The sequence below is a fragment of the Xanthomonas sp. NCPPB 2866 genome (assembly GCF_041475745.2).
In the GTDB taxonomy this organism is placed as follows: Bacteria; Pseudomonadota; Gammaproteobacteria; order Xanthomonadales; family Xanthomonadaceae; genus Xanthomonas; species Xanthomonas arboricola.
Genome location: NZ_CM192975.1, coordinates 1,981,088 through 2,000,317, shown reverse-complemented (window position 1 = coordinate 2,000,317; position 19,230 = coordinate 1,981,088). Strand labels below are relative to the sequence as shown.

The window sequence follows — 19,230 nt, the reverse complement described above, 5'->3', positions numbered from 1 at the left end:
GTAGGCAGAACCGGGGTGGCCCCACGCGGACGTCCCGGTTCGCGCTGCTGCCGAGACACCTGCCTGATGACGGCTGGGCTCGCACTGCCTGGCTGCTGTTATTCCTTCTCGACGTCGTCGCCGGCTTCGCGCGGCGCTTCAGCCGGCTGGAACTTCTCACGCAGCTCGGCTTCCAGCCGCACTGCAACCTGCGGGTTGTCGCGCAGATAGCCACGCGCGTTGTCCTTGCCCTGCCCGATGCGTTCTTCGCCGTAGCTGTACCAGGCGCCGGCCTTCTCGACCAGCTTGGCTTCCACGCCCATGTCGATCAGCTCACCCTCGCGGCTGATGCCTTCGCCGTAGAGGATTTCGGTCACGACCTGCTTGAACGGAGGCGCCAGCTTGTTCTTGACCACCTTGATCTTGGTCTGGTTGCCGATGATTTCGTCGCCCTTCTTGATCGCGCCGATACGACGGATATCCAGACGGACCGATGCGTAGAACTTCAGCGCGTTGCCGCCGGTGGTCACTTCCGGGCTCTGGCCCGGCATCATCACGCCGATCTTGTGGCGCAGCTGGTTGATGAAGACCACCAGCGTGTTGGAACGCTTGATATTGCCGGTCAGCTTGCGCAGCGCCTGGCTCATCAGGCGGGCCTGCAGACCCGGCAGCTGGTCACCCATTTCGCCTTCGATTTCCGCCTTCGGAGTCAGCGCGGCGACCGAGTCGACCACCACGATGTCCACCGAACCGGAACGCACCAGCATGTCGGCGATTTCCAGCGCCTGCTCGCCGGTATCCGGCTGCGACAGCAGCAGGTCGTCGACATTGACGCCCAGCTTGGCGGCGTAGATCGGGTCCAACGCATGCTCGGCGTCGATGAAGGCAGCGGTGCCGCCCTTCTTCTGGCATTCGGCAATCGCCTGCAGGGTCAGGGTGGTCTTGCCCGACGATTCCGGACCATAGATCTCCACCACGCGGCCCTTGGGCAGGCCGCCGATCCCCAGTGCGATGTCCAACATCAGCGAGCCGGTCGGAATGACTTCGACGGCCTCGATCACACGGTCGCCCATGCGCATCACCGAGCCCTTGCCGAATTGCTTCTCGATCTGGCTCAGTGCGGCGGAAAGGGCGCGCTTCTTGTTCTCATCCATCTGGGTGATCCTTGTCAGTGATTTCGGTGTAGGGCGAATGTAACGGCGGTGTATCGCACAGGCTGAGACTGGCTGCGACACACTCAGATTAGGGAGGCGGCCATGGCGATGGCAGCGGGAAATCCTGCGGCACCGGCTCGGGATAACGCCAGTGAGGCCATCGGCGCAGTACTCAACGATTCGGCCTCAACAGCCCGCAGTACAGGCCCTCGATCGCGAAATCCTGATCCGGCAACACTTCGATCGGCGCGTAGTCCGGGTTGCGCGGCAGCAGGCGGATGCGGTCCTTGCCGATCTTCAACAGCTTGACCGTGATCTCCTCATCGATGCGCGCCACCACGATCTGCCCCGAACGCGCGTCGCGGGTGCGGTGCACTCCGATCAGGTCGCCGTTGAAAATGCCTTCGTCGCGCATCGAGTCACCCTGCACCTTGAGCAGATAGTCCGGCGACGGCGAGAAGAACACCCGGTCCAGCACCACGAAGTCGTCCGAGCCGATATCCGCGCCGATCGGCAGGCCTGCCGCCACGCGTCCCAGCACCGGCAGGCGCAGCACATCATCGCGCACCGGCTCGTTTGCAGCGGCAGGCGCGGTACGCGACTGGGCGCCCTGCCCGGCCAGACGGATGCCGCGGGCCTGGCCGGGGACGCGACGGATCGCACCGGCCTGCTCCAATGCCTCCAGATGGTATTGCGCGCCGCGCACACCCTTGAAGCCGAAGGCGCGCGCGATCTCGGTCTGCGAGGGCGGTACGCCGTCGGCATCGATGCGCTCGGCGATCAAGGCCAGGATTGCTTGCTGGGTATCGGTCAGGTCCATGGTTAGTAGTATTACTACTAACTGGCGCCTGCGCAATAGCCGTGTCGTACGCTACGCACGGGTCAGCCACCGGAGTCGGCACGCGTGCCGCGTCTAGCGTCGGCTGCGCCAGATGGAGAACAGGATCCAGACGCCGCACAGGGCTGCACCGATGAACCCGCCGACGCCCAACGCGAGCAGCCAGCGGCTGGCACTGCCCCCGACACTGTTCATGACGATCGACGAGCCGATCACCAGCGCGGCAGTCACGATCCCCATGGTGAGCCGGTTGGCCGCGCGATCGACCTGCTCGCCGAACTCGCGCAATGCACGCGTTTCGATCTGCAGTTGCAGCTTGCCGCGCCGCGCGGCCTGCAGCAGCCGTTTGAGGTCGCGCGGCAGATCGCCGATCAGGTCGATCGCGCCGGTCACGGTGCGACGGCTGCGCCGCAGCATTGCGCTGGGCGCATAACGCTGCAGCACCACGCGTTCGAGATACGGGCGCGCCTCGGTGGCCATGTCGAAATCCGGATCGAGCTGGCGTCCCATGCCTTCGAGCGTCAGAAACGCCTTGATCATCAACGCCAGATCCGACGGCAGGGTCAGCCCGTGATCACGCAGGATCGAGGTCACATCGCCCAGCATCGCGCCGATGCGCAGCTCCTTCAGCGGCACCCCGCGGTACTCGTCGACGAAGGCACCGATATCCTGCTGCAGCCGCGACTCATCGATTTCCAGGCTGGTACCGGCCCATTCCAGCAGTACGTCGATGACCGCTTCGGCGTCGTAGCTGACCATGCCATGCAGCAATTGTGCGACCTGGAAGCGGCGCTGCTCGGAAACGCGTCCGACCATGCCGAAATCGATGACGGCGATGCGCCCGTCGCGCAGATAGAAAATGTTGCCCGGATGCGGGTCGGCGTGAAAGCAGCCATCCTGCAGCACCATCTTCAACACGATCCCGGCGCCAGTGCGTGCGAGCGCCTTGCGGTCCAGGCCGGCCGCATCCACGGCGACCAGATCCCGCCCCGGGATGCCGTCGATGAATTCCTGCACGTTGAGCGATTCGCAGGTCCACTGCCAATAGACAGACGGCACCACCACCTGGGGGTCGTTGACGAAATTGGCTGCGATGCGCTCGGCATTGCGGCACTCGGCGGCGAAATCGAGTTCACGCCGCAGGGAGACGGTGAACTGCTGCACCACCTCGGCGGGGCGATAGCGCTTGAGATCGGGGGCACGCGTTTCCACGATTTCCGCCAGGCGCGCCAACAGGCGCAGATCCGCATCGATGACATCGCCAATGCCGGGGCGGCGGATCTTCCATACCACCGGCGTGCCATCGGCCAGCCAGGCGCGATGCGTCTGCGCCAGCGATGCCGCAGCCAGAGGCTGTTCGTCCAGGCGTGCGAACACGCTTTCCGGCTCCGCGCCCAGGGCTGCGACCAGTTGCGGGCGGATCTGTTCGAACGGCAGCGCAGGCACCGCGTTCTGCAGCTCACTCAGCTCCTCGATCCACTCCGGCGGCAGCAGGTCCACACGCGTGGCCAGCACCTGCCCCAGCTTGACGAAGGTCGGCCCGAGTTCCTCGAGCGCGCGCCGCACCCGCGTCGCGGCGGACATGCGCAGGCGGCCCTCGGCGTTATGCCAGTGCAGCAGCTTGCCGGCACGTTCGAGCACGTCGGCAAGCCCGATGCGCCGCACCACATCGCCGAATCCGTAACGGATCAGCACCGCGGCGATTTCCTGCAGCCGCCCCAGGTCCCGAACGGTACCGAGCGCTTCCCACATCAGCACACCGCCTGCGATCGCGCTGCGGCAACAGGACAAATGGCGTTAACGTGCATCGCTGCATGTGTGCCGTCGCTGCGCGCACCCATTGAGCATGCACGACCACGCGCAACCGCCAGGGCGGCATGATCGCTTGCGCACACGATGGCGCACCGAGCGGCCGCCTCCGGCATCGGTTGCCTGCAGGATGCGCGCAGGCCATCGGGCAACACCGGGACATCGCCAGCAAATCGGCACGGTACGGACAAAAACAACGCATGAGCAAACAGCGGAAGCATCGGCACGCGGGTTGAAGACGGGACCTTGTTTGTAGCCGATCTGCACCAGCCTGTCGCGTCATGGACGTTTGCCGGCTTAGCCGAGGTTGCGCCTACGCTTGCATCCTGGTGGCTTGGCAATGGCGTACCCAGGTCTTCGAGCCTTCATCCCGTAAGCGCAAGGTCACCCCATACGTGCGCGGCGCGCCTAGACAATCACGACTGCCGGGCAGCAGCGGATCGCGACCAAACGCAGCATCCGTGTAGCTGAGCCCGCCCTGCCGCATCGGGCCTGGAATGACGCCCTGCCGCAGCAGTTCGGTATCGATGCCGCGCGACACCTCGCTGGGAATGGCACCCACCAGAAGCTGGTTGCGAGGAAATGACTGCGCTGAAAGTCGCTGAAGTCCTGGTAGAACAGCGCGGCATTGAGCAGACGGTTGTCACCTAGCCAGCTGGCCCTGGCGCCGAGCTCGTAGCGATCGACGGATTCGCCGGAATTAGAGCAGTGCGCTCAAGCCCTGCAGCGCGGCAACCACGGTCTGACGCCGCACTGCATCGCGATCACCAGCGAACTGGAACAACTGCGCAGTGGCATAGCCGCCGCGCCGCTTCCAGCCGATCCATACCGTGCCGACCGGCTTGTCCTCACTGCCGCCACCCGGGCCGGCGATGCCGGTCACCGCCACCGCGATGCTCGCACCGGAATTGACCAGCGCGCCCGACACCATTTCGATCACCGTTTCGCGGCTGACCGCACCATGCACTTCCAGCGTCTGCGGCCGCACGCCCAGCAAGGCCTGCTTGGCCTCGTAGCTGTAGGCGGCCATGCCGCAATCGAACCAGTGCGAGGACCCCGCCACATCGGTGACTGCCTTGGCGATCCAGCCACCGGTGCAGCTCTCGGCAGTGACCAGGCGCTCGCGCGCGGCAAGCAGCTGCTGACCGAGGCGTTCGGCCAGCTGCTGCAATTCGGAATCGGCGGACATGGACATGGGCACGGCGCATGAAGAAGCAACCGACGTTTTAGCCGAATTCGCCGCGCCTGTCTGCGCTGGCGCCCAATCCGCGCCAGCGACGACGTGGCCAGGGTTCAGTGGCCGTGTGCAGCCGATGGCAGCGGGCATCGGCTGCGCTGGTAACCGGATCGCAAGGATATCGGCGGCTGGCGGACATTCTCACGCCTGCACGACTGCTGCAGACACGCATTCGGTCACCCCAGCAACAGAACCCACCGTCACCCAGCGCGATCGCCACACCGCCGGCAGATATCGGCCTGCCCCGACAACGGCGATCTGCACGGCTGGCACAAGCCGACCGTGCAGCGCCACTCACGACTCCCAGTCTTCGCGACGATCGGGCAGCATCGCCCGCAGTGGCGCACCGTCGTCGCCGGCAGCCAGGCGCTCGGCCTCGACCATCGGCAGGTCGACCTCCAGCAACCAGCCGTCCTCGTCGGACTGCTCGCCGCGCACCACTTCCAGTTGATGCAACTTCGAGCGCAGACGGCCGGCCGACGGCGGCAACCGCAGTTGCCCGGTCACATGGCGCAGGTCCAGTCGCTGCCCGAGCGCATGCTGCAATTCCTGCAGCCCGCGTCCGTCGCGCGCGGAGACCCACACGCGCTCACGCCGCGCCTGGTCGGGAACGCCGTCCTGCGCATCGTGACGCACCTGCGCGCCTTCGATCTTGTCGATCTTGTTGAATACCAGCAGCTGCGGCAGATCGCCCGCACCTACCGCATGCAACACCTCATCGACCTGCTGGATGCGTTCCTCGCGCAGCGGGTCGGCCGCATCGACGATATGCAACAGCAGATCGGCGTCGCGCGCCTCGGACAAGGTCGAACGGAATGCGGCGACCAGTTGGTGCGGCAGGTCGCGCACGAAGCCGACCGTGTCGGCCAGGATCGCACTGCCGCCCGGCAGCGCGATGCGGCGCACGGTGGGATCGAGCGTGGCGAACAACTGGTCGGCCACGTAGGCCTCCGCACCGGTCAAGGCGTTGAACAGCGTGGATTTGCCGGCATTGGTGTAACCGACCAACGCAATCCGCGGCAGTTCGCTGCGCATGCGCGCACGCCGCATCTGGGTGCGCTGCACCTCGACCTTTTCCAGCCGCTGCTGCAACTGCTCCACCCGCTTCTGCAGCAGGCGACGGTCGGTTTCCAGCTGGGTTTCGCCAGGGCCGCGCAGGCCGATCGAGCCGCCGCGCTGACGTTCCAGGTGGGTCCAGCCGCGTACCAGCCGGGTGGCCATATGCCGCAACTGCGCCAGCTCCACCTGCAGCTTGCCCTCGTGGCTGCGTGCCCGTTGCGCGAAGATGTCCAGGATCAGGCCGGTGCGGTCGATCACGCGCCGCTCCAGATAGCGCTCCAGATTGCGCTCCTGGCCGGGCGACAAGGTGTGATTGACCAACACCAGATCCGCACCGGTGGCCTCGGCGGCGGCCTTGATCTCTTCCAGCTTGCCGCTGCCGATCAAGGTCGACGGGTTCGGTTTGTCGATGCGCGCGGTGAGCGTGGCCGCCACCGTGGCGCCCGCCGACTTGGCAAGGTCGGCGAACTCCTCCAGCACATCCTCTTCGGCAGGCCCACCGGAGTGGGTCTGAATCAACAACGCGTGTTCACCCTTGCGTGAGCGATCAAACACGCACTACTCCATTACTGCTCGACGTCGTCATCTTCCGCCTGGTTGCCTTCATTGGATTGCACATACCCACCACCTGGTCCCACGCGCACATTGCGCGCCGGCACGACCGTGGAGATGGCGTGCTTGTAGACCATCTGACTCACGGTATTGCGCAGCAGGACCACGAACTGGTCGAACGACTCGATCGTGCCCTGCAGCTTGATGCCGTTGACCAGATACACAGAAACCGGCACCCGCTCGCGCCGCAGCGCGTTGAGGAATGGGTCCTGTAAAGATTGCCCCTTAGCCATCGAAAACTCCTCTTCATTATTGTTCTTATAGTCCCGGTCGACACCTGCCATCCCCAGCCGGCCCCGGAAACGGGATGTTACACGCCTGAAGCCTGCCGTACAGCGGGACGTTGGCCGAGGAAGCCGACAAGTGCACTTTCCAATCGTTGGCGGTCATGCTCCGGGTCGAACCAGCGCGCGTCGAGCTCGCCACGCAGCCAGGTGAGCTGCCTCTTGGCCAGTTGACGGGTGGCCTGCACCGCCTTGTCGCGAAAGTCGGCCAGGCGACCGGCCCCATCCAGGTACTCCCAAGCCTGGCGATACCCCACCGCGCGCACTGCGGGCAGATCCAGCGGCGCGGAGACTGCACGCAGTTGCGGCAGTGCCCGCAGACGTTCCACCTCGGCCAGGAAGTCCTGTGCCAGCATCGTGTCCAGGCGCTGTTCGATGCGTGCATGCAGCACTGCGCGCTCGCGCGGCGCCAGCACCACCTTCAGCACCCGCACCGGCAAACGGGGACCCGACGGCAGCGCCTGCCAGTAGCTGATCGGCCTGCCGCTGATGCGGTAGACCTCCAGGGCGCGCTGGATCCGCTGCGGATCGGTGGTATGGATCCGCGCCGCCGCGACCGGGTCGACGTTCGCCAGTTGTGCGTGCATCCGCGCCCAGCCAAGTTCCCCGGCTTCGGCTGCGATTGCCGCGCGCACCGCCGGATCGGCCTCGGGCAACTGCGACAGCCCTTCCAGCAAGGCGCGGAAGTACAGCCCGGTGCCGCCGGCCAGGATCGGCAGCTTGCCGCGCGCCACGATCTGCTCGATCGCCTGCCGCGCATCGCTGGCGAATTCCGCCGCCGAATAGATCTGCCAGGGCTCGCGCAGATCGATCAAGTGATGCGGCACTGCCGCGCGCATCGCCGCATCCGGCTTGGCCGCGCCGATGTCCAGGCCGCGATACACCAGCGCCGAATCGACACTGACGATCTCGCCGTTCCAGCGCTGCGCGGCGTCCAGTGCCAGCGCGGTCTTGCCGCTGGCGGTCGGCCCCATCAGCGCAATCGCCAGCGGGCGGCGGTCGGCCGGCATCAGTCCTCGTCCGGCCAGCGAATGCTCGGTGCCGCAGGCGCGCTCACGCGCGGCAGCGGAATCGCCGTCATCGCGCTCCACACCTTCAGGGCATCCACGGTGGCGGCCACATCATGCACCCGCAGCAACATCGCGCCGTGTTGGGCGGCGATCAGATGCGCGGCGACCGAGCCGTATACGCGCTCTGCGGCGAGCTGGTGCCCGGTCAACTCACCGATGCTGCGCTTGCGCGACAGCCCCGCCAGCACCGGCAGACCGAACTCCTGCAGGCGCTGCAACTGCGCCAGCACGGTCAGATTGTGCGTGGTGGTCTTGTCGAAGCCGAACCCCGGGTCGAGGATCAAGCGGCGCTTGTCGATCCCGGCCATTTCGGCCGCGAAGATGCGCTCGGCCAGGAAGCGATGCACCTCGGCCACCACGTCGTCATAGTGCGGCGCGTCCTGCATCGCATGCGGCGCGCTGCGTGCATGCATCAACACCACCGGCACCCGCAATTCGGCTGCCGCATCCAGCGCCCCCGGCGAGCGCAGCGCATGCACGTCGTTGATCATGCCGGCGCCGGCCGCGACCGCCGCGCGCATCACCTCCGGCTTGTAGGTATCCACGCTGATCGGAACAGTGGTCTGCTGCGCCAATGCCTGGATCACCGGGACCACGCGCTGCAGCTCTTCCTCCAGCGATACCGGCGTGGCACCGGGGCGGGTGGATTCGCCACCGATATCCAGCACCGCAGCGCCCTGCTCGACCAGCCTCAAACCATGCGCGATGGCGGCGTCGCAGCTGGCGTGCTGGCCGCCGTCGGAAAACGAATCCGGCGTGACATTGACGATTCCCATCACCTGCGGCGCATCCAGTCGCAGCGCGCGACCGGCGCAATCCAGCTTGAGGGCAGTATCGAACATCGGTGGTGTCTCCTTGGATGGTTGCGATCAGCGCCGCCGGGGCGAGGTGTCGCTACAACGCATCAAGGCCGGGAATCGCTTCCCGGCCTTGATGGATGCTGCTGCAGCTGACCGATGCGTTGGTTACAGCTGCTCGGCCGGCCCGGCGATCGGCGGCAACGGACGCGGGCTGCCCTTGTCGTTGTTGTTGCCACCGTCCTTGTCGGACTTGCCCCAACCCGCCGGCGGCGGCGGCTCGCGGCCTTCCATGATGGCGTCGATCTGCGGCACGTCGATGGTCTCGTACTGCAGCAGCAGCTGCGACATCGCGTGCAGCTTGTCCAGGTTCTCGGTGAGGATGGCCTTGGTCTTGCTGTAAGCCTTGTCCAGGATCGAGCGCACCACTTCGTCGATCTTGCGCGCGGTCTCGTCCGACACGTTCTTGTGCTGGGTGACCGAACGCCCCAGGAACACCTCGTCTTCCTCCTCGCCGTAGGCCACCGGGCCGAGCTCGTCGGACAGGCCCCACTTGGTGACCATGTTGCGCGCCATCTTGGTCGCACGCTCGATGTCGTTGGACGCGCCGGTGGTGACCTTGTCGCCGCCGAAGATGAGCTCTTCGGCAACGCGGCCGCCGTACAGCGAGCACAGCTGCGACTCGATCGCCACGCGGTTCATCGAGTAACGGTCGCCTTCCGGCAGATACATCGTCACGCCCAGGGCGCGACCACGCGGAATGATCGTGACCTTGTAGACCGGGTCATGCTCGGGCACCAGACGACCGACGATGGCGTGACCTGCCTCGTGGTACGCGGTGAGCGTCTTCTCGTCCTCGCTCATGGCCATCGAGCGACGCTCGGCACCCATCAGGATCTTGTCGCGGGCACGGTCGAAGTGGTCCATGCGGACTTCCTTCTCGCTGCCGCGTGCGGCAAACAACGCCGCCTCGTTGCACAGGTTGGCCAAATCGGCACCGGAGAAGCCCGGCGTACCGCGTGCGATGACCATCGGCACCACGTCGTCGGCCAGCGGCAGCTTGCGCATGTGCACACGCAGGATCTGCTCGCGCCCCTTGACGTCCGGCAGGCCGACCACGACCTGGCGGTCGAAACGGCCTGGACGCAGCAGCGCCGGATCCAGCACGTCGGGACGGTTGGTCGCCGCGATCACGATCACGCCTTCGCCGCCTTCGAAACCGTCCATCTCGACCAGCAACTGGTTCAGGGTCTGCTCGCGCTCGTCGTGCCCGCCGCCCAGACCGGCGCCGCGATGACGGCCCACCGCATCGATTTCGTCGATGAAGATGATGCATGGCGCATGCTTCTTGGCCTGCTCGAACATGTCGCGCACGCGGCTGGCACCCACGCCGACAAACATTTCCACGAAGTCCGAGCCCGAGATGCTGAAGAACGGCACCTTGGCCTCGCCGGCGATGGCCTTGGCGAGCAGCGTCTTGCCGGTACCGGGCGGGCCGACCATCAACACGCCGCGCGGGATCTTGCCGCCCAGCTTGGTGAACTTGGTCGGGTCGCGCAGGAAGTCGACCAGCTCGCCGACTTCTTCCTTGGCCTCGTCGCAGCCGGCGACGTCGGCGAAGGTGATCTTGACCTGGTCCTCGCCCTGCAGCTTGGCGCGCGACTTGCCGAAGCTCATTGCGCCCTTGGCGCCACCGCCACCGCCCTGCATCTGGCGCATGATGAACAGCCAGAAGCCGATGATCAGGATGACCGGCAGGAAATTGAGCACCAACGACCAGAAGCCGGGCCCGGTGGAGGGCTTCTGGCGGGTCATTTCGATGTTCTTGCTATACAGCACGTCGACCAGCTTGTCGTCGCGCGGACCGTAGACGGTGGCTTCGCTGCCGTCGGTGCGCTTGAAGCGGATCGCATTGACCGCTAGGTTGGTCTCGTCGGTGTAGTCCACCGACTTCACGCGGCCCGAGTCCACTTCCTTCAGGAACTGGGTGTAGGTGATCGAGTCGGGGCCGACACCGCCCGCCATCCGCGGCGAGAAGCTCTGGAAGACGACCATCAGCACAACCGCGACGACCACCCACAGCAGCAGATTCTTGGTCAAGTCGTTCATCCTCATTGGCTCCGGTGCCCTCTACTCTTCAAATTCTTGAAACACGGTGGTCATTGGCAGCTTACTTGATCTGGGCACGCTTGCCCTGACCGAGCGCATAAACTTCCGGGGAGCGCTTGCGCGAGGCCGCCGGCTTGCGAATCGTCACCTTGTCATAGCGGCGGCGAAGCTCACGAATGTAATCGTCGGACCCGACACCCTGGAACAGCTTGATCAGGAACGCCCCGCCCGGTTTGAGGTGGGTATCGGCAAATTCCATCGCCAGTTCCGCCAGGTGCATCATCCGCGGTTGGTCGACCGCATCCATGCCACTCTTATTGGGGGCCATATCGGACAGCACAAGGTCCACCGGCACATCGCCCAGCATCGCCTCGAATTCCGATAGGACGGTTTGCTCCCTGAAGTCGCCGTGAAGGAACTCCACGCCGGCCAGCGGCGGCATCTCCAGGATATCCAGCGCCACCACCCGGCCGCTGTCGCCCATGGACTTGCGCACCTGTTGCGACCAACCGCCTGGCGCCGCGCCCAGGTCGACCACCACCATGCCCGGCTTGAGCAGGCGGTCGCGCTGGAGCAGTTCTTCCAGCTTGTAGGCCGCACGCGAGCGCATGCCTTCGGCCTGCGCCTTCTTGACGAACGGATCGGCGAAGTGTTCCTTGAGCCAGCGCTGGCTGCTTTTACTACGGGAAGGCATCGGCAAAGGGGTCTGAACGGGTCGCCATGATACCCTGAACACCCTTTGCTGCCCTTTGATCCTGCATGTCCATTGTTCTCACCTCCGCCCAGAACCGTTTCCTGCGCGGCCAGGCCCACGATCTCAAGGCACTGCTGCAAACCGGCGGCAAAGGGGTCACGCCGGCATTTCTGGCCGAACTCGAGGAAGTGCTCGAGCGCCACGAACTGATCAAGGTGAAGGTGACATCGGAGGATCGCGAGGCCCGTGACGCCATGATTGCCGAACTGACCGAGCAGACCGGCAGCGCGCTGGTGCAGCGGATCGGCCATGTCGCCATCCTGTACCGCCCCAGCAAGGAAAAGCGTCAGATCGTGCTGCCGCGCGGCTGACCCGACGAGTTCGACATGCCCTTAAGCCAGGAACACCCCGACTACACCTATGCGCTGCGCGCGGCCGATGGCCGCCACGCCAAGGTGAACGATCAGATTCTGCAGCGCAGCTTCATCCTGATGCCCGACGAGCTGGTGGAAGGCTGGCCGGTCTCCGGCCTGGAACAGCTCCAGGTCGCGCATATGGACGCGGTGCTGGCGCTCGCCCCGGCGGTGATCCTGCTCGGCACCGGCGAGCGGCAGCAGTTCCCGAAGACGGACGTGCTGGCAGCCTGCCTGACCCGCGGCATCGGCCTGGAAGCGATGACCAATGCGGCCGCGGCACGCACCTACAACGTGCTGGCCAGCGAAGGCCGCCGGGTGGCACTGGCGATGATTCTGGAAGGCCGGGATTAGGGAGTCGGGATTGGGGATTCGCAACTGCGGGCTGAAGCAGATGTCGCTCTCATGCCAACAGCAGTAGCGCCACCTCAAGCGAGCTCAGGCCGGTAGAACGCACCTTCCAAGTAGCACCATCGGCCCAGCGCCGTTGCCGTTGCGAATCCCAAATCCCGAATCCCGAATCACTTCTTAGGCAGATACAGCAGCGGATCCACCGGCTTGCCGTTGTAGCGGATCTCGAAGTGCAGCATGTCGCGGGCCGCGCCGCTGCGGCCCATCTCGGCGATCTGCTGGCCGGCCTTGACGCTCTGGCCTTCGTTGAGCAGGCGCTTGCGGTTGTGTCCGTAGGCGGACAGCCACTGGTCGTTGTGCTTGATGATGATCAGCTCGCCGTAGCCGACCAGGCCGGCGCCGGAGTACACCACCACGCCATCGGCCGCGGCACGCACCGCCTGCCCGCTGGCACCGGCGATGTCCACGCCCTGCTTGGTGGTCTCGCCGCTGACGAAGGTGCCGACCACCACGCCGTCGGCTGGCCAGCGCCACGGAAATCCGCTACTGACCGGTGCTGCGATCGGGGCACTCGGGCGCGGCGGAACCACCGTGCCGGCGCTGGCCGCGCCACCGCCCGGCCTGCTGGCTCCGGGCGGATAGAGCTTGAGGGTCTGGCCGGGATAGATGGTGTTCGGCGAGGACAGGCCATTCCAGGCCGCCAGGTCCGGCGCGGTGATGTTGGTCCGACGCGAGATGGCGTATAGCGTGTCGCCGCGCTGCACGGTGACGGTCGCACCCGGGCGCGGCACCGACGGACGCGGCGCCGCGGACGGACGCGCGGACGCCGAACCGCCGCCGGCTCCGGGTGAACGCACCACCGTGGCGCTGCTGCAGGCGCCCAGCCCGACGGCGACTGCGAGCAGGACTGCTGTCTTACGTACCGAGTTCATCTGCAACTTGCTCATCCGTTGGTTGTCTTCCACACCAGCCAGCCTGCTCCCACCGCCAGGACGGCCATGGCCACCCAGCCCAGCGGCTCGATCCAGCGATGCAGCGCGGCCTCGGCACGCGCCCCACCCAGCCGGATCGCGCCGGCCACCAGATACACGCGCTTGCCGCGCCCCACCAGCATGCTGGCAATGAAGGGCAGGATCGGCACGCCGACCACGCCCGAGGCCCAGGTAAAGATCTTCAACGGGATCGGGGTAAAGCCCACCAGCACCAGCGCCCAGAAGGCCTTCCACGGCGAATCGGCGACCAGCGTGCGCAACGTCTCGATCTGCGCCTGGATCTTGGCGCTCCAGCCCAGCCATTCGATCAGCGGCTGCAAGGCGGCGAAGGCGAAATGGCCCAGCAGATAACCGACCAGCGCGCCGCAGACCGAGCCGATCAGGCTCAAGGTGGCGAACCACAGGGCGCGCCTGGGTTCGGCCAGCGACATCGGCGCCAGCATCACCTCCGGCGGTACCGGGAAGATGAAGCCCTCCACGAAACTGAGGCCGGTCAGCAGCGCCGGAGCGCGGCGATTGCGCGACCAGCGAATGGCCACGTCGTACAACGGCCCGAAGATCTTCATCGAAAAACTCTCATGGATTCAATCCAGCATGCCCGACAACAGCGGGACGAACGTGACCGGCGCCAGAACCTGCTGCTCGATCGCGCCGTCGGCAGCGCGCGTGAGTTGCACCAGTGACTGCGACGAGGCGCCACCGACCGGCGCGACCAGCCGCCCGCCGACCGCCAGCTGATCGACCAGCGCGTCGACCAGCGCCGGGGCGGCGGCGGTGACCACGATGGCATCGTAGGGGCCATGTTCGGGCCAGCCGATGCGGCCGTCGTCGTGCTTGCTGCGCACGTTCATGCCCAGATGGCGGAAGCGCTTGCGCGCCTGCCGCAGCAGGTCGCCGATGCGCTCGACGGTGTACACCTCCAGCCCCAGCGCGGCGAGGATCGCGCCCTGGTAGCCGGAGCCGGTGCCCACTTCGAGCACTTTGGTCGGGCCAACCTGCAGCACCGCCTCGGTCATGCGTGCGACCACCCAGGGCTGCGAGATGGTCTGGCCGTGGCCGATCGGCAAGGCGGTGTCTTCATAGGCACGCGAGGCCAGCGCTTCGTCGATGAACAGATGGCGCGGCACGGTGCGCACCGCGTTGAGCGTGGCCTCGTCCTGGATACCGGCCTCGCGCAGGCGCTCGACCAGCCGGTCGCGCACGCGTTGCGAGGTCATGCCGATCCCGACCGATTCCGGTTGCAGCCGCAGCCTCGGCGTCATGCCGGCGTATCCAGCGCGGCGGTCAGGCCGCCCACCCAGCCGGCCACCGTCTCCAGCGCCTGATAGCGGGTCAGGTCGACATGGATCGGGGTGATCGAGATATGCCCGGTGCGCACGGCATGGAAGTCGGTGCCGGCGCCAGCGTCCTGCTCCGGCCCGGCCGGGCCGATCCAGTACACGGTGCGGCCGCGCGGGTCGCGCTGCGGCACGCAGGGCTCGGACCGGTGGCGGTTGCCCAGCCGGGTGACCTCGAAACCGAGCACCTCCGACCAGGCCAGGTCCGGCACGTTGACGTTGAGGATGGTATCGGCGGGCAACGGGTCGGACTTCAGCCGTGCCACGATCTCCACCGCGGCGCGCGCGGCGGTTTCGTAGTGATGCGCTTCGTGATTGTGCGTCACCAGCGAGACCGCCACCGCCGGCAGGCCGAGGAAGCGGCCTTCCATCGCGGCGGACACGGTGCCCGAATAAATCACGTCGTCGCCGAGATTGGCCGAGTTGTTGATGCCGGAGACCACGATATCCGGGTCGTAATCGAGCATGCCGGTCAGCGCCAGATGCACGCAGTCGGTCGGCGTGCCGGCAACCGCGCAGGTCTGCGCGTCGATGCGGCGGGTGCGGATCGGCACATCCAGCGTCAGCGAGTTGCTGGCGCCGGAACGGTCGCGGTCGGGCGCGACCACCATCACTTCATGACCGGCATGGCGCAGCGCCTCGGCCAAAATCTGGATGCCGGGGGCGTCGACACCGTCGTCGTTGCTAACCAGTACGCGCATGGGACTCCTCGGAAAACCGGGTCATGATACCGGATGCGTCCGCGCCCTTCGCGCTTGATCTTCGCTTGCGCCTGAGGTTGGGCAGGTTAGGCTGTGAGCATGTCGCATCCTGAAGACGAAGACGACGGCGCGCTGTTCCGCGCAGCGATCGGCGCGGTGAAGCCGATTCGTGAAGTCGCCCCACCGGCCAATGCCAAGCCGCGCCCCAAGCCGCGCGCACGCATGGCCGAGCGCGACGATGCGGAAGCGCACACCGAATTCGCGCGTCTGCTGCGCGACAGTGCGCCGCTGGAGGCGGGCGATACCGCCAGCTACCGGCGCGAGAATCTTCCCACCCGATTGTTTCAGCGGCTCAAGCGCGGTCAATTCTCGATCCAGGACGAACTGGACCTGCATGGCGCCACCGCCGCGCAGGCCGCATCCCTGCTGCGGCAGTTCCTGCTGGAAGCGCATGCGCACGACCATGGCTGCGTGCGCATCATCCACGGCAAGGGGCTGCAGTCGGACAACGGCGCGCCGGTGTTGAAAAACCTGATGGATCGCCTGCTGCGTCAGCGCAACGATGTGCTGGCGTTTCATTCCGCGCCGGCCACGCAAGGTGGCACCGGAGCATTGCTGGTGTTGCTGGCACGGCGTTAGCGCCGATTGGGCGATGGGTCGCCGATGCAGGCATGCGCTTGCGCAAAGGACGCGTTGATGGGCAGGCCTGTCGCGGCCAGGTCCGCTCCTACGGCGGTGACGTGTTTGCCGGGCAGCCGACGACCACTGGATAGGCCTAGGCGTCGGAACGCGTGCCGGCGTTGAGACGGCCGGCGTCGCTGACTTCGCCGAGTTCCCACAGCACCGCGGTGGCGTAGCAGCCCGGCGGCAGCGCGAATGCGATCTGCAGGCTGTCCGCATCCAGCCAGCGATACTCCAGCTGTTGCGGACGCAAGCGCAGTGCGCGGCGCTCCTGCTTCAAGCCCGCGGCCTCCAGGCCTTGCCGCAGCACCTCCGATTGCGGATCGGACAACGCGCCCTGCTCCACCGCCGCGGCCTGCGCGGTCGAACGCAGCTCGCCGGCGCCCCACAACGGCCCGCTGGGATGGATATCGAAGCGCGCCAGGCGCTCTGCCAGTACATCGGTGAACGGCTCGGGGCCGAACACGCTGCGCGAGCCATCCAGCATCCACGCCTCGCCATCCAGCGCGGTGTCCCAGCTGCCCTGCTCCACGCGAGCGGTGAGCACCCGATTGAACAACGCCGAGCGCGCCGCCGACAGCAGCATCGAGCGTTGGTCGTTGCGCAGCCGCCGCCGGGATGCCGGCGCCGCCGACAAGGTGCCGTCGGCATTGGACACGTAACCGAACATCGCCAGCGCGGAGGCCACGTTGCCGCCATCGCGGCCGAAGCGCTGTTCGCCAAACCAGTTCGGGATACCGCGCGCGGCGATCGCCTGCAGGCGCTGTTCGATCGCCGCACGCTCGCCGTGCACCTGGCGCAACGTCAACACGAAACGATTGCCCAGCAGTGCGCCGCGTTGCAGCTTGCGGTTGTGCCAGGTACTGGCGATGACCTGCATCTCATCGTCGTCGAGCGCGGCGAGCTCCGGCGCGATGCGCTTGGGCAGATGCACGCTGAAGCGCTGCGTGGTCACCGCATGGCGGTCCTTCAGCCCGGCGTAGCTGACGCCCATCTCGGCGATTCCGGCCCACTGCGCGAGTTTCTTCGCGATATAGGCGGTGTTCTGCCCACGCTTGCGGATGGTGAGCAACAGGTGCTCGCCCTCGCCGGTTGGCTCGAAGGCAGGCAGCTCATCGACCTGAAAATCTTCGGGCGTGCTGCGCATTGCCGCGCCGAGGACCGCAGCGCCATGCGCGCGCGGCAGAACAGAGGTGTCGCTCATGCTGTGATTTACCTTCGCGCCGACAGGTCGTGCGCTATGTGCCGAATGCCTCGGCGCGGTGGTGTCGCGGTGCGACGCCAAGACGAGCCCGGCGCAGGTAACCGCGATCTGGAGCGGCTGGAACAGCTGGGCCGGCAGTGGCCGGATGCGTGGACGGCAGGCTCAGCACTGCAGGGTATGCGGGATGATCGCCATGCCCGGCACCTTCCATGCCACCGACGGTGCGCAGGTGTCTGTGAGCCGCGGTCAGCCGGCGATCCTGCCGAGCAAGACTGCCGCTTGCGCAGCGATGCCCTCGCTGCGGCCGGTGAAGCCGAGTTTTTCGCTGGTGGTGGCCTTGACGCTGACTGCATCGAGTTCGATCGCCAGCAGGCCGGCGATGCGTTCGCGCATCGCCAGTGCATGCGGGCCGATCTTGGGACGCTCGCAGATCACGGTGACATCGGCATTGCCGACCCGCCAGCCACGCTCGCGCAGCAAGTGATCGCAATGCTGCAGGAACTGCGCGCTGTCGGCGTCCTTCCAGCGCGCGTCGGACGGCGGAAAGTGCTGACCGATATCGCCCAGCGCCAGCGCGCCCAGCATCGCATCGCATAGCGCGTGCAGCACCACGTCGCCATCGCTGTGCGCGAGCACGCCATGGCTGTGCGCGACGCGCACGCCGCCCAGCATCACGTGGTCGCCCGCACCGAACGCGTGCACGTCGTAGCCCTGACCGATTCGAAAATTGAAAGACATGGTAATCCGTGGTGATTAGGGAGCGTCGGCGTCGTGGTGGGCACCAGCGGACAGCGCATCGGTGTGGCCAACGACCGCCCCGGCGCGCGGGTCGGTTGCAGGCGACTGGGCATCCACTGCAACACCGCGGCGCGCCAGTTCGAATTCGAAGCGCGCCAGATCCGTTGGCGTGGTCACCTTGAAGTTGTCTTCGGCACCTTCCACCAGCAACGGGCGCAATCCCAGCCGCTCCATCGCCATCGCCTCGTCGGTCACGTCCACCCCGGCCGCCGACGCCTCGGTGAGGCCGCGGATCAGTTGATGGCGACGGAACAGCTGCGGGGTCAGTGCGCGCCACAGCCGCTCGCGTGGCTCGGTGGCATCGATGCCGCCATCGTCGCCAGCCCGCTTGAGCGTGTCGCGCACCGGCGCAGCCAGGATCGCGCCAACCGGATCGCCGCGGCCGATTTCCAGCAGACGCTCCAGATCGGCCAGCGCCAGATTGGGCCGCGCGGCATCGTGCACCAGCACAAAGTCATCGGCCCGCACGCTCTCCGGCAGGGCAAGCAATCCGGCCAGTACCGATGCCGCACGTGTCCCGCCGCCGACGCAGGTCAGCACCGGCTTGCCCTGCACCGAGGTCCAGCCCGGCCAATCCGCATCGTCGGGCGCGATGGCCACCACGATGCCGGCCACCACCGGATGCGCGGCAAGCGCCGCCAGCGTGTAGGCCATCAGCGGTTGCCCGGCAGCGCACAGATATTGCTTGGGGGTCTGCCCACCAAAACGCGTGCCGCGCCCGGCGGCCGGCACGATCGCCCAGATCGAACCGGTCATGGCTGTTCCGCCGGAGCGTCAGGCTCGACGGGCGCAGCGGACGGCGCGGCCACTGCGGGCGGCAGCGGCGGTGCATCCTCGACCACGCGATAGAACGTCTCGCCCGGTTTGATCATGCCCAGTTCGCTGCGCGCGCGCTCTTCGATTGCCGCCTCGCCGTCCTTCAAATCCTTCACCTCTGCTGCCAACGCCTGGTTGCGTTGGCGCAGACCTTCGTTGTCCTGTGTCTGATGCGCGACCTGGGCTTCCAGCATCATCACTTCGCCGGAATTCCCAGGCCCGAACCAGAAGCGGTACTGCAGCCAAGCCAGCAGCACCGCCAGCACCAGCAGTAGCCAGCGCCAGTTGCGCACGG

The 19,230-nt window shown here is 66.6% G+C and carries 21 protein-coding genes; 3 read left to right on the top strand and 18 right to left on the bottom strand.

Annotation, left to right across the window (positions count from 1 at the left end; genetic code table 11):
- Positions 1 to 98: 98 nt before the first annotated feature.
- The 10 genes from recA to rlmE form a co-directional block, all read right to left on the bottom strand.
- Complete coding sequence (gene recA / locus ACCQ04_RS08685) at positions 99 to 1,133, bottom strand: recombinase RecA (protein ID WP_016904265.1); 1,035 nt, start codon at positions 1,131 to 1,133, stop codon at positions 99 to 101.
- A 172-nt stretch (positions 1,134 to 1,305) separates the two neighbouring features.
- Positions 1,306 to 1,953, bottom strand: coding sequence for a transcriptional repressor LexA (gene lexA, locus ACCQ04_RS08680; RefSeq protein ID WP_184434287.1), 648 nt, complete (start codon positions 1,951 to 1,953; stop codon positions 1,306 to 1,308).
- 93 nt (positions 1,954 to 2,046) lie between these two features.
- The gene (ubiB, locus tag ACCQ04_RS08675; RefSeq protein ID WP_372358742.1) at positions 2,047 to 3,723 is read right to left on the bottom strand and encodes a 2-polyprenylphenol 6-hydroxylase; all 1,677 of its coding nucleotides are present in this window, start codon (positions 3,721 to 3,723) and stop codon (positions 2,047 to 2,049) included.
- A 757-nt stretch (positions 3,724 to 4,480) separates the two neighbouring features.
- Positions 4,481 to 4,975, bottom strand: a complete 495-nt coding sequence (locus ACCQ04_RS08670) for a CinA family protein (protein WP_039515969.1) — start codon at positions 4,973 to 4,975, stop codon at positions 4,481 to 4,483.
- Between the two features lie 336 nt (positions 4,976 to 5,311).
- Positions 5,312 to 6,631 carry a ribosome rescue GTPase HflX gene (gene hflX / locus ACCQ04_RS08665; RefSeq protein WP_226426426.1) on the bottom strand — a complete coding sequence of 440 codons (1,320 nt, stop codon included), beginning with the start codon at positions 6,629 to 6,631 and terminating at the stop codon, positions 5,312 to 5,314.
- 11 nt (positions 6,632 to 6,642) lie between these two features.
- Positions 6,643 to 6,921: an RNA chaperone Hfq gene (gene hfq, locus ACCQ04_RS08660; RefSeq protein ID WP_005915027.1), complete on the bottom strand. Its 279-nt coding sequence runs from the start codon at positions 6,919 to 6,921 to the stop codon at positions 6,643 to 6,645.
- A gap of 77 nt (positions 6,922 to 6,998) precedes the next feature.
- Positions 6,999 to 7,982, bottom strand: coding sequence for a tRNA (adenosine(37)-N6)-dimethylallyltransferase MiaA (gene miaA, locus ACCQ04_RS08655; protein WP_226427112.1), 984 nt, complete (start codon positions 7,980 to 7,982; stop codon positions 6,999 to 7,001).
- The gene (gene folP, locus ACCQ04_RS08650; protein ID WP_167762707.1) at positions 7,982 to 8,884 is read right to left on the bottom strand and encodes a dihydropteroate synthase; all 903 of its coding nucleotides are present in this window, start codon (positions 8,882 to 8,884) and stop codon (positions 7,982 to 7,984) included. The genes miaA and folP overlap by 1 nt, the downstream gene beginning before the upstream one ends.
- A 123-nt stretch (positions 8,885 to 9,007) precedes the next feature.
- Positions 9,008 to 10,948: an ATP-dependent zinc metalloprotease FtsH gene (gene ftsH, locus ACCQ04_RS08645; RefSeq protein ID WP_024939575.1), complete on the bottom strand. Its 1,941-nt coding sequence runs from the start codon at positions 10,946 to 10,948 to the stop codon at positions 9,008 to 9,010.
- A gap of 61 nt (positions 10,949 to 11,009) precedes the next feature.
- Positions 11,010 to 11,642, bottom strand: a complete 633-nt coding sequence (gene rlmE / locus ACCQ04_RS08640; RefSeq protein ID WP_016904005.1) for a 23S rRNA (uridine(2552)-2'-O)-methyltransferase RlmE — start codon at positions 11,640 to 11,642, stop codon at positions 11,010 to 11,012.
- 65 nt (positions 11,643 to 11,707) lie between these two features.
- Here rlmE and yhbY point away from each other — a divergent pair, with 65 nt between their 5' ends.
- Both yhbY and ACCQ04_RS08630 read left to right on the top strand, forming a co-directional pair.
- The gene (gene yhbY, locus ACCQ04_RS08635; RefSeq protein ID WP_024939574.1) at positions 11,708 to 12,013 is read left to right on the top strand and encodes a ribosome assembly RNA-binding protein YhbY; all 306 of its coding nucleotides are present in this window, start codon (positions 11,708 to 11,710) and stop codon (positions 12,011 to 12,013) included.
- Between the two features lie 15 nt (positions 12,014 to 12,028).
- Positions 12,029 to 12,409: an Mth938-like domain-containing protein gene (locus ACCQ04_RS08630; protein ID WP_016904007.1), complete on the top strand. Its 381-nt coding sequence runs from the start codon at positions 12,029 to 12,031 to the stop codon at positions 12,407 to 12,409.
- Positions 12,410 to 12,576: 167 nt separating this feature from the next.
- Here the strand turns inward: ACCQ04_RS08630 and ACCQ04_RS08625 are convergent, their stop codons facing one another.
- Genes ACCQ04_RS08625 through surE form a run of 4 tightly spaced genes read right to left on the bottom strand, consistent with a single transcriptional unit; the run spans position 12,577 to position 15,436 of the window.
- A complete protein-coding gene (locus ACCQ04_RS08625) occupies positions 12,577 to 13,353 on the bottom strand; it encodes a peptidoglycan DD-metalloendopeptidase family protein (RefSeq protein WP_226426427.1) in 777 nt (258 codons plus the stop codon).
- Positions 13,350 to 13,964 (bottom strand): YqaA family protein, encoded by a 615-nt coding sequence (locus tag ACCQ04_RS08620; RefSeq protein ID WP_016904009.1) that lies wholly within the window; start codon positions 13,962 to 13,964, stop codon positions 13,350 to 13,352. Before ACCQ04_RS08620 ends, ACCQ04_RS08625 begins: the two co-directional genes overlap by 4 nt.
- Before the next feature lie 18 nt (positions 13,965 to 13,982).
- Positions 13,983 to 14,660 carry a protein-L-isoaspartate(D-aspartate) O-methyltransferase gene (locus ACCQ04_RS08615; RefSeq protein WP_016904010.1) on the bottom strand — a complete coding sequence of 226 codons (678 nt, stop codon included), beginning with the start codon at positions 14,658 to 14,660 and terminating at the stop codon, positions 13,983 to 13,985.
- Entirely contained in the window at positions 14,657 to 15,436 is a 780-nt protein-coding gene (gene surE, locus ACCQ04_RS08610) for a 5'/3'-nucleotidase SurE (protein WP_024939572.1), read from the bottom strand. Before surE ends, ACCQ04_RS08615 begins: the two co-directional genes overlap by 4 nt.
- Before the next feature lie 99 nt (positions 15,437 to 15,535).
- On the opposite strand from surE, the gene ACCQ04_RS08605 reads away from it, so the two are divergent.
- Positions 15,536 to 16,075, top strand: coding sequence for a Smr/MutS family protein (locus ACCQ04_RS08605; protein ID WP_226426428.1), 540 nt, complete (start codon positions 15,536 to 15,538; stop codon positions 16,073 to 16,075).
- Positions 16,076 to 16,211: 136 nt separating this feature from the next.
- Here the strand turns inward: ACCQ04_RS08605 and truD are convergent, their stop codons facing one another.
- The 4 genes from truD to ftsB all read right to left on the bottom strand — a co-directional run bounded on the left by truD (position 16,212) and on the right by ftsB (position 19,228).
- Positions 16,212 to 17,321, bottom strand: coding sequence for a tRNA pseudouridine(13) synthase TruD (gene truD / locus ACCQ04_RS08600; protein WP_226426429.1), 1,110 nt, complete (start codon positions 17,319 to 17,321; stop codon positions 16,212 to 16,214).
- A gap of 246 nt (positions 17,322 to 17,567) precedes the next feature.
- On the bottom strand, positions 17,568 to 18,059 hold the full coding sequence (gene ispF / locus ACCQ04_RS08595; RefSeq protein WP_065032327.1) for a 2-C-methyl-D-erythritol 2,4-cyclodiphosphate synthase: 492 nt from the start codon (positions 18,057 to 18,059) through the stop codon (positions 17,568 to 17,570).
- 15 nt (positions 18,060 to 18,074) lie between these two features.
- Positions 18,075 to 18,875: a 2-C-methyl-D-erythritol 4-phosphate cytidylyltransferase gene (gene ispD, locus ACCQ04_RS08590; protein WP_126965761.1), complete on the bottom strand. Its 801-nt coding sequence runs from the start codon at positions 18,873 to 18,875 to the stop codon at positions 18,075 to 18,077.
- Positions 18,872 to 19,228, bottom strand: a complete 357-nt coding sequence (gene ftsB / locus ACCQ04_RS08585) for a cell division protein FtsB (protein WP_016904016.1) — start codon at positions 19,226 to 19,228, stop codon at positions 18,872 to 18,874. Before ftsB ends, ispD begins: the two co-directional genes overlap by 4 nt.
- Between the last annotated feature and the right edge of the window lie 2 nt (positions 19,229 to 19,230).